The sequence below is a fragment of the Geminocystis sp. GBBB08 genome (assembly GCF_016743215.1).
In the GTDB taxonomy this organism is placed as follows: Bacteria; Cyanobacteriota; Cyanobacteriia; order Cyanobacteriales; family Cyanobacteriaceae; genus Geminocystis.
The window spans coordinates 1-11,330 of record NZ_VRZC01000128.1 but is presented as its reverse complement, the minus strand read 5'-3'; the positions used below and the strand labels follow the sequence as shown (position 1 = coordinate 11,330).

Genomic DNA, 11,330 nt, shown 5'->3' with positions numbered 1-11,330 from the left:
CTATATCTTGAAATTGCTGTTTAATTTCTTGATAAATTTCAGTGGAAAATGTTGGGCAAAGTTGCTTAAATTTTATTCTATTTTCTCTATTCTCATAAATAATGCCAATTTTTTCTAAAGAATTTAATATTGCTTTTAAACCTAATTCACTCATATCTATTTCTTCTAATATTTGTTTTATTTCTCTTGTTTTATCTTCCTGAATTAAATGTTTAACTATCCCGATAAATTTTTGCCATAATTCTTGACTATTTTTTTGATTATTATGATTATAGGCTAAGACTAAATTTTTTTTAGATGCCATAGCATTTTGATAATTATGGGTAATTTCTTGCCATTGAAAAGGACATTTATCTAATAAAATATCATCATTATTAGTGCTTAATAAGGTTGTTTGATAACGATGATCGATAATAGAAGGTGAAGGTTTTATGGTGTTATAATAATTACTCTTTTCTTGACTAAATTTAAGATCAATAATTCTAATATAATATTTTTTTTCTGCACAATTATAATCTAATTCTACTACTACATCATAATAGCAATTAAGGTTAATGTCACTGCTATAATGTCCTAACCAAATACCATTAAAACCTTTATCTGGAGAAGTTTGATCAAAAATTGTAAAATAAGTTTGGATATATTGTCCTTGTTTTATTTTACTATTGTAACTTTTATTTGTATTTCTTAAAATTTTAAACCAACAATTTTTTATTAATAATTTAGGGTTAGGATTATCCACGCTAGAAGGCTCAATTAATCTTAATTCATGACGTAAATTTTGACCTAATTCAGCTACTGTTATTATTAAATCAATATTAATAATTGGTTGTAAAGAATCAAAACTAATTTTACTTCTAATTTGCTGATTAAGATTATCTCTAAGTAAGGCAATATTTTCTACAGGTAAAGATAATTCGATGGTGTCATGATAATGAATAAGACGATGTAATAATTCTTGTTTATTAGTTAATAATTCAGCTAAATCAATATTCTTGATCCCACAACCATAACCTTTTGCTATCATAGAATCATTATCGATAGATAAGAAGATAGTAGGTCGATTATATTCTTGACTGATAATATTAGTGATTAAGGGTAAAATTTTTACTTCCCATTGACTATCGCTAACAAGAATAACTCCAATATTCGATATATCTAAATTCTGTATTTTTTTCTTTACTTGATTAAGAATTTTTTTCTGTAACTCTTTCACATTAAAATGAGCTTTTTCTACTTTATTAGCTAAATCTTCACCTAATTTTTCATCCTTCGTAGTTAATAATTGAAAAATAAAATTAGTACTATTTTCAATATAATTAATTGCATTAATTCTTTGGGCAATACCTAGAGAAATATCCATCGCTCGATCGCCATTATCTTGACATAATTGAACTAAAATAGCAATAGCTGATCGTTTTGTTTCTTTTAAAATTTTAATGCCTTCCCGTGCTAAATAACGACAATCGCCTTTTAAAGGAGTGGCATCCACTAATAAACCAATGGCAACTAAATCAAGTAAATTGCGAATAGGTTGAGAAGAAAGAGAAGAAAATTTTTGAGATAAAGCCTCTAGTAACTTATAGGCTATAGCAACCCCTGAAAGATGGTAAAAAGGGTGATTTTCAGCAAAATTTAAGGGATTAAGGAAAGAAATTACCTTTGGGCGATCGTCTGGTAAACTATGATGATCAATAATAATTATATCGATACCTAAACTATTAGCATAATTAATTTCACTAGAGTTATTACTTCCCATATCGGCGGTGATAAGAAGGCTAATTCCTTGTTGTTGTAAAAAATCAATACCATGACTTTTTAAACTATGAGAATCATTTAAACTATCAGGAAGATGATAAATTAACTGATTTTCGAGAGGGAAAAAAAGTTTTAAACCTTCCCACAAAACACAAGTAGCGGTGACACCATCAAGATTATAACCTCCCCAAATAGCAATTTTTTCTCTTTGATTCCATGCTGTTTCTAAACGTGTTAATGCTTGTTTAATTTCCCATCCAAATTCAGAAATAAAAGAAGGAGATTGATAATTATTTGTCTCTAAAAACCAATTTAATTGTTGAGAATCACGGATACCTCTACCCCATAATAATGGTGCTAAATAATCAGAGTTATTTTTGTTGGTGAGGTAATTAACTTCTCTGAAAAACCATTCAGGAATATCATTATTTTGGGCAATTTTCCATTCAGTTTTCATGTGTCATGCCTTAAGTAGGGGTGCATCAAAAAGTTAGTAACGGTAGGAATACTCCCTTTATCCTCTCTTAAAAGGAAGAGAATATTGAATACAGCCAATTCCTAATTTATTCTAATTGTCAATTATTAACGCACTTGTTTCAAGCTATCTACTTTCTTGGTGAATAATTCGGTAAATAAACTCAAAACAGTACGATTTTCCTTAACTTTAATGTTGACACTTACTGACATACCCGACTGTAAGACGACAGGCTCACCCCTGATGACTAACTTTTGAGCATCTAATTCTATTTTCACTGGAAAACGATAGAAATTATAAATTTGATCAGGTGGTAGTGCATCTGAACCAAGAAAATACACTTTTCCTTTTATATCTCCAAATTCACTGTAAGGGAAAGAGTCAATTCTGACATCACTATCTTGCCCTACTTGTACAAAACCTATATCTTGGTTAGTAACATAAACTTCAGCTATTAAAGGATTATCAGGACCAGGATCGGGTACTATTTTTAGTAATGCTTCTGATTGTCCAATTTTTGGCACAAACCCAACACCCGCTTGTAAATCAAAAACGACACCAGATACAGGGGCTTTTAATTCTTGATATTTAATCGTTTGTTTGGCACTACTAATTTGACTGTTAGTTTCGGCGATACGTTTTTCATTATCGACAATGACTTTATTTATTTGAGAGTCTAATTCTGCAATACGTTGATTATTTACTGCCATGCGATCGCGAACATCTTTTTCAGTTATAGCTAAAGTATTTTTAAATTGTTCTTCAGCTTGATTAATATTAAGACGTAAACGAGCTTTTTCTTCTTTTAATTGTTCAATTTCTGCTAAAGTAGTATCTACCTTTTGTTGTTGATTTTCAAACTCAATTTTACCATTAGATTTACGATCGACTAAATCTCTTCTTCTGTCTTGTACTTGTTGTTTTTGTCGTTCAATTTGAATGGTGGCTAACGCACCTTCTTCCGATAATGGTGTAATACTGTCAAGAATTTCTTGATCAATTCTTAAACTTTCTTCGGCTTCAATGACAGATTTTTCATTCCGATTTTGGATTTCTTGTAATACTTTGCGATCATTAATTACTTGTTTTTGAGCATCAGCTAATTTAACTTCCGTTTGGCTAAGTTGTTTTTCCAATTGTTGAGTCTGTAGTTTTGCCGCCCCAGAGCGAGAATTTAATTCTGCAAAAGCCGCTTGTAGTCTGGCAATTTCCTCTGGTTTAAGTTCACTAATGTTACTCGTTCCTTCTGATAATTGTATTTTATATAATTGATTTTCAGCAACTAATTCGGCTCTATTTAAAGCTAAGGCTTCTATTTCAGGCGGTAATTTTAAATTCCTAATAGCCTGTTTTATTTGTGTCGGACTCAATAAAGAATTAATTAAAGTACGATAGAATTTATTTTCTTGTACTAAAGAATTTCTGATTTTTTCCAAAGATTCTAGCTGTGAAGTACTAGCATCAGAATCAAAAACTACCATCAAATCACCTTTTTTGACGTGTTGCCCATCTTCTACTTTTACTTCTTTAACGACACCATTTAAAGGTGCTTGAATTTCTTTGACTGTAGTTTTTGGTTTTAATTGTCCTCTTGCCGTTACAACCTGTTCTATTTTAGCAATGGCTGCCCAACTAATGGCAAAAACTGTTACTCCCATAATACTCCATGCTATAGTACGAGACCAAATAGGAGATGGTTTAAGAAGGACGTCTTTTTCAAAATCGGAAGTATTAAGATTAATTTTTGATTCTTCAACGGGTTTTTTACCGTTAGTGTTGTTGGCATTTTCTTGTAATAATGTATCTGTTTTTAGATAATTCTTGCCGTTATTGTTGTTCATAATCATTAATAGTTGTAAAGTTTACATCCTCATTTCTAACTTCTAACTGTAAAACAGCTATCTTGCCTGTAATTCCTAACTCCTAATTATTGTTAGATTTTTGCTGTTGTTGATAAAGATAAAAATAACGTCCAGTCATCGCCATTAATTCACGATGAGTACCTTTTTCGACTACTGCCCCTGTATCCATCACTACAATTATGTCAGCATTTTGAATTGTACCTAAACGGTGAGTAATAAATAATACTGTACGATCGCTAAAAGCATGAATTAAATTTTGACATACTTGAGCTTCTGTATTATAGTCTAAGGCACTGGTAGCCTCATCTAAGATCAACATTCTCGGATTTTGCAAAACAGAACGGGCGATGGCAATACGTTGTCTTTGTCCGCCGGATAAAGAAGCTCCTCTTTCTCCTACTCTAGTATTATAACCATTGGGTAAATTCATAATAAAATCATGAGCAACAGCTATTTCAGCAGCTCTAATAATTTCTTCAGTGGTAGCGTCAGGATTAGTTAAAGCAATATTCTCTAATACAGTACCATCAAATAATAAACTTTCTTGAGGTACTACTCCTATTTGTCTTCGTAAAGAGTACAATTCAACTCGAGTAACATCATAACCATCAATCAAAATACGTCCAGCTTCAGGTTCGTAAAGTCGAGAAACCAGTTTTGTCATGGTACTTTTACCTGCACCACTTTCGCCCACAATACCGACAAATGTACCTGCTGGAAATTCAATACTAACATTATTTAATTGTAACGGACCTTGAGGTTTAAAACGAAAACAGACATTATCATATTTCAAAGTACCCTGAATTAAAGGCATAGGAATGTTATCTCGATCTTCTTGGGCTTCTTGAGGATGATCGACAATATCCGCTAAACGTTCCAGAGATAAAGCGGTTTGTTGGAAATTCTGCCATAATTGAGCAAGGCGTAAAATTGGTGAAGTTACATAACCAGAGATAATCCGGAAAGCGATTAACTGCCCTAAAGTCAATTCTTGTTGTAGGACTAAGTAAGCACCAACCCACAAAACTAAAAGTTGAGATAATTGGTTAAGAAAATTACTAGCCGAACCTGCTAAAGTTTGAGTAATCACCGTTCTAAAACCAGTACCTACATATTTAGCATAACGCTCTTGCCACTCCCAACGAGATTTTAATTCGATATTTTGAGCTTTAACTGTCTGAATCCCTGACATAATTTCCACTAAGTGGGATTGAGTTTCTGCATTACGTTCAGCTTTTGCTCGTAATTGACGGCGAATTAGTGGCGAAAAAATGAGGGTTAAAAGTACAAAAACAGGAATAATACCTAATGCCACAAAAGTTAATAAGGGGCTATACACAAACATTACCGCAATATAAATAACGGAAAAAATCGAATCTAAAACCACCGTTAATGCCGTTCCCGTCAAAAATGATCTAATATTCTCTAACTCATTAATACGAGTAGAAATTTCCCCTACTGGACGCTTTTCAAAGTATCTCAGAGGTAGCCGTAAAAGGTGATCAATAATATCAGAACCCAAAGTCATATCAATGCGGTTAGTGGTATCCACAAAAGAATAAGTCCGCAAAGTGCTTAAAATAGCTTCAAATACTGCTAAAACTACTAAAAAGATTCCTAAAACTTGTAGAGTATCAGGGCTATTTTGCACAATAACTTTATCAATAATGATCTGAATCATCAAAGGATTAGCAAGGGCAAACAGTTGAACAAAGAAAGAAGCAATAAATACTTCTATTAAACTCCATTTATATTTAATTAAAGAAGGTACAAACCAACTTAAACCAAATTGTTCTTGAGGGGTTTCTTTCGTTTGTTTAAGTAATAAAACTTTACCTTCTTGCCCCCAAATTTCCAGAAAATCGTTAGTTTTATATTCTTTCACCCCTGAAAAAATAGGATTTGCTACGATGATTGTTTTATCACTGGTAGCATAGACAATCACTAAAGAATCAGATAATTTTGTTAAAAAAGGTCCTTCTAAACGCCCTAAAGCCCCAGCAGGAATATTAATCAGTTGAGCATTTAAGCCTATTAATTCTGTAATTGCTCCACAAATATCGAGGGATAAACGCCCACTTCGTTGAACTTGTTCTTTGATAATACGAACTAATACTTCACCTCTATAGGGTATTTTATAGTATTTACTTAACATTCGCATACAAGCAATACCAATATCTGCTTCGGTTTTACCCCCAAAAAAGGGATATTTTCTTAGAGGTTTTTTACTTTCGAGGTTTAACGCACTGGGTTGTTTTTGTAATATTGTTGGATCAGCTGCTGGAATTTCTTGATTATCCATCAACACCGATGGCGTAACAGTGGGAATCTGATTATTATTTGAAGGAGAATCATCTGCCCAAACATCTTCTATTTCTTCTTGTTTAACAGAAGCGTTGTTATTTGTGGGCTTGTGTAATTCTTGATGCTCAGGTAACTCTATAGAAATAAAACGGCAATCAGTTTCAAGGGTTAATAGACTATCAGAAGGAATTTCTGAGCCTATTTCAAAGTTTTTAATGATACCGCTACTCAATACCCAAATCTGATTTTCTGGTGGTGGTGGTAGTTGTTTTTGTTTTCCTGAAGACAAATTATAAACTTGAACATGATCAATGGCTTGTTTCGTTAATTCTTTCAGATTCCCTTCCCCAGTCGCTCGATGAGTAAGTTGATAACCTAATAAATCAAAGACTTCGATTAAACCTGCCTGATTTTGATAATATTCTTTCACCGATGGATGTTTTTTGATTAACTCTAAAAATTTATCTCTGTCTAAAGTTAAAGCAATTACCGCTGTCGATGCGATCGCCGTTTCACATGGAAAACCTCGAATTAAGCTTTGCCAACCGATAACATTACCATTACTGAGTAATTGTAAACTAACGGGTTGACTATTGCGTGGATCATAAGCAATACAACGAGCTTGTCCTTCATAAATAATGGCAATGTAAGGAGGGATTTTGTCTTTAATGAGCATAATCTGCCCCAAATCATATTTGAGAGGTTGAAAATGCTTAGATATTTCCTCAATAGTCGTTGATGATAATTGTTTAAAAGGTGTCACTGTAGAGATAAATTCTGCTACAGAACTAACTGTATATACCATGATTTATAATATTTGATTTATTTTTCTGTTCAATAAAGCAATTTTAATTTTGTTAATTGTAATTTAAAATCTCCAAGATCTAACATTATTCATCTTTCATTTTGACATTTTATTCTATATTTTCTGTCACGGTTTCTTTTTGAAGGTTTAGTTGTACTTGAGTTTGGATAATTTCATTCAACCATGTATTAAATAACTCATCAAGTAATCTTCTTTGCATATTTTGATCTAATTGTGCCGCTAAATACTTTTCTAAACGTAAAATAACAATCCATTCACCGATTCTCATGGGCGGTAATACTTGCCCGGGTTGGGATGTCATTAATTTTTGAGAAATTTCAGGATGAGGAATAGTTAATTCTACTGGGCCGATTAATCCACCAGTTTCAGCTTCTGCACCTTGAGAATATTGTCGGGCTAACTCAGCAAATTCTTTTTCTCCTTCACTAATCCGAAAATATAATTCTTGAGCTTCTCCCGCATTTTTTGTTCTAATCAATGAATAAATGATTTTATCTAATTCTCTTTTTCGCTTTAAGTAATAGGATTCAATTTGATTACCCCATTTTTCTACTTTATATTTTTCTAATTTAATCCCCCTTAAAATTCTTTCTTGTAACTGTTCTCTTGTCAAATAGTTTCTTGTTAACCAAAGTTTTAACTTTTCTGTATCCTCCGTATTTAATTGCATCTGCATAAAAAACTGTTGTTGTGCTATGGCAGTTTCTTCGGGAGTACATTGAATGTGGGCGATCGCCTCATCTAAAATAATTTCTCTAGCTAAAGGGGCGATCATTTGTTTTTCAGCTAATAAAGGAAAAATATTTTTTGGGGTAATAATAACATCCCCGACTTGTAAACTAGGATTCATAAACAATAATCAATAAACATAACATAAAATACTATAGCAATGAATGAGGAATCAGGAATCACCAATGACCAATAATGACCAATGATCAACCACTAATGACAAATCACTGTCAATATTTACATTTATTTACAAAATCACGAGAATTTGATATAAAATGTATCAATTTGAAAGAAAAACGAATGAGGTAAAAGCTCTCTATGTATATTGTTCATATTGCTTCAGAGTGCGCACCTGTGATTAAAGCAGGAGGATTAGGGGATGTTGTCTATGGGTTGAGCCGTGAAATCGAAAATCGAAGTCATGCGGTAGAAATCATCTTACCTATGTATGATTGTATGCGTTATGATCATATTTGGGGTTTGCACGATGCCTATAAAGATTTATATGTTCCTTGGTATGGTGGCACTATTCATTGTTCGGTATTTTGTGGTTGGGTTCATGGCAGACTCTGTTTCTTTATTCAACCCCATTCTGACGATCATTTCTTTAATCGGGGTTGTTACTATGGTCAAAATGACGATAATATGAGGTTTGCTTTTTTCTCAAAAGCGGCTTTAGAATTTCTTTTTATTAGTAATAAACGCCCTGACATTATCCATTGTCATGATTGGCAAACGGGCTTAATTCCGGTGATGTTATACGAGATGTATAAATGGCATGGTATGGCTAATCAACGGGTTTGTTATACAATTCATAATTTTAAACATCAAGGTATTTGTGGCTCTGAAGTGTTACAGGCTACGGGCTTGAATAATGAGCCTTATTATTACAGTTATGATCGCCTCAGAGATAATTTTAATCCTTTTGCCCTCAATATGATGAAAGGAGGTATTGTTTATTCTAATCATGTCAATACCGTTTCCCCTCATCATGGTTGGGAAGCAAGATTTAGCGGTGTTAGTTATGGTTTAGGTCATACTTTACAACTCCACAACTATAAATTTAGCGGTATTCTCAACGGTATTGATTATAATATTTGGAATCCTGAAATTGATACTTTCATCCCTTATCAGTACAATATCAGTAAAATTAGTCAGAAAGCAAAAAATAGAAAAGCCTTACGAGAAAGACTATTATTAAAAGATGATCAAAAACCCATCGTTGCCTATATTGGCAGACTTGATCGTCAAAAAGGAGTAGAATTAGTACACCATGCTATCTACTATTCTCTCCATCATAATGCTCAATTTGTCTTATTAGGATCAGCTACCGAATCTGCTATCAATAATTGGTTTTGGCATGAAAAACACTTTCTCAATAACAACCCCGATTGTCATTTAGAATTAGGTTTTAATGAAGAATTAGCCCATTTAATTTATGCCGGAGCAGATATTAATGTAGTACCTAGTGATTATGAACCTTGTGGTTTGACTCAAATGATTGGATTAAAATATGGTACTGTTCCAGTAGTTCGTGGAGTAGGTGGTTTAATTGATACAGTTTTTGATAAGGATTATGATCAAAATCATCCAGAAGAAGAAAGAAACGGGTATGTCTTTTATGAAACAGATCATCCTGCCCTAGAATCAGCTTTAGAAAGAGCGATCGCATTATGGCATCTTTTCCCTAAAGAGTTTGAGAAATTGCAAAAACAAGGGATGAATTATGATTATTCTTGGAAAAATCCAGGGCAAAAATATATTGATCTTTACGATTTTTTACGTCATAAATAATTAATTAGGGGTGCGTCAAAAAGTGTTTTGGTGAGGATAGGGAATAGGGAATGGGCAACGTCTGGGCAATAGGCAATAGGTAATAGGCAATAATGCTAAATTTTCTAAATTCTAAATTCTAATCTCAAATAACCTTTATTTTTATTCGTAAAAAGTTTGTACGTTGCCATTAGGACTTAAAATTAATCTAACAGTAACTTGATCAATATCAGTAAATGAAGATGTCATTTTTTCTCCTAATAATGGCATTTGGGTACGATCAAGAAAAATAATTGCTACTTGCCCCATGGGGGTTATTTTGGTTAAAGAGCCACTTTGATTAAAATTTAAACGGTATTCAATACTTTGTTTTAAATTTTCGGGGGGTTGCCACTTATTTTGAAAATATTGTTTCACATCACCAGAAACCATTGCACCAGATTTTTTCCCCTCCAATGACGAATCTAATTTGCTGATGTGTTGACTAAAATCAGGCATATTTTCAATCACTGAAGGTGAAACACTATTCAAAGTATTAATACCGGGTTGAATTGGATTAGGAATATTCTCTTGAGGTGTAGGTAAAAGATTTTGCACTTTGTCCAAATTACGAGATTGCAATACTGGTAAACTCGAAAGGCGAGAAGGGTATTCAGGAGTAGGGATAGGAGTAGGTGCTGCCGGTGAAGAAGAATGTATTATCGTTGTTGGTTGAAAAGAAGGCGTGACGGGCTGTATAGAGGGTTGAATACCCCCCATTAAATTAGGTGGATTTTCATTCACCATCATCACAGACGAAGGTGGTAAATTAGATATAGATGGTGCTAAAGGTGGTGGTGCAATCACCATTTCTGCTCTTTGAGTAGGAGAATTATGATTAAGAATATTATTATTTACGGTATTTGTTTCATTCCCTTGGGGTGGAGCACTAACAGGGGAGGGGGGTAATAAAGGATTTCTCTTTTTCAAATCTTCTGGTACTTCAGGAGTAATAATAGAAGGTAAGGTGCTAGGATCTAATTTTGAAGGTGGAATAACAGGCTCAACATTTGGTTTAATGGCTTGTTGATTTAAGTCTTGGGTAATAGTGTTTGTAGTAACTTGTCTTTCATAACGCCACCAAATACTTCCCCCAATCAAAAAAACTAAAGCAGTTATGGTGATACTCAATCCTAAGTTACTAGAAATAGAATCTTCTTGATTGATCAACTTTTTTGATGAATCTAAATAATAAGCTGATAAAGCATTGACAAAATCCAATAGTTGAGTGTTAGTTAAAACTATTTCAATAATTTCTTCTTTTGGGAAAAGAGAATGATAAAAAAGTCGGTGACGATAGGTAGAATCTCTGGTTATAGAAATAAATTCTTCTTGATTTGCTGAAGGTAACTCACAAGCTAAACATTCATCGAAAATATTATTGATTTTTAAATAATTATTGATATATTCGTTTACTTTTTCTCTTAATTTTTCTAATAAATTGCGATCGCCAATTATACTACTTCTATCATTTTGAGGTAAACGAGGATCATCAAAATGTAACTGAAAACTAAAATGTTGGGGAAAAGGTTTTGAACCAAAATTAAGCCAAGGAGAATGAGGA

General features: G+C 32.9%; 6 protein-coding genes. 1 reads left to right on the top strand and 5 read right to left on the bottom strand.

From position 1 onward, the window contains the following. From FWJ34_RS14520 to FWJ34_RS14505, 4 genes are all read right to left on the bottom strand, one after another. The coding region (locus tag FWJ34_RS14520; RefSeq protein WP_308256048.1) for a DHH family phosphoesterase at positions 1–2,215 on the bottom strand (2,215 nt) is incomplete at its 3' end. 125 nt (positions 2,216–2,340) lie between these two features. Then, on the bottom strand, positions 2,341–4,074 hold the full coding sequence (locus FWJ34_RS14515; RefSeq protein ID WP_308256047.1) for an HlyD family efflux transporter periplasmic adaptor subunit: 1,734 nt from the start codon (positions 4,072–4,074) through the stop codon (positions 2,341–2,343). 82 nt (positions 4,075–4,156) lie between these two features. Next, the gene (locus FWJ34_RS14510; protein WP_308256046.1) at positions 4,157–7,204 is read right to left on the bottom strand and encodes a peptidase domain-containing ABC transporter; all 3,048 of its coding nucleotides are present in this window, start codon (positions 7,202–7,204) and stop codon (positions 4,157–4,159) included. 109 nt (positions 7,205–7,313) lie between these two features. After that, positions 7,314–8,075 (bottom strand): peptidylprolyl isomerase, encoded by a 762-nt coding sequence (locus tag FWJ34_RS14505; protein ID WP_308256045.1) that lies wholly within the window; start codon positions 8,073–8,075, stop codon positions 7,314–7,316. A gap of 197 nt (positions 8,076–8,272) precedes the next feature. Here FWJ34_RS14505 and glgA point away from each other — a divergent pair, with 197 nt between their 5' ends. Beyond that, the gene (gene glgA / locus FWJ34_RS14500; protein ID WP_308256044.1) at positions 8,273–9,748 is read left to right on the top strand and encodes a glycogen synthase GlgA; all 1,476 of its coding nucleotides are present in this window, start codon (positions 8,273–8,275) and stop codon (positions 9,746–9,748) included. 141 nt (positions 9,749–9,889) lie between these two features. Here the strand turns inward: glgA and FWJ34_RS14495 are convergent. Further along, a partial coding sequence (locus tag FWJ34_RS14495; protein WP_308256043.1) for a DUF4335 domain-containing protein occupies positions 9,890–11,330 on the bottom strand: 1,441 nt, incomplete at its 5' end.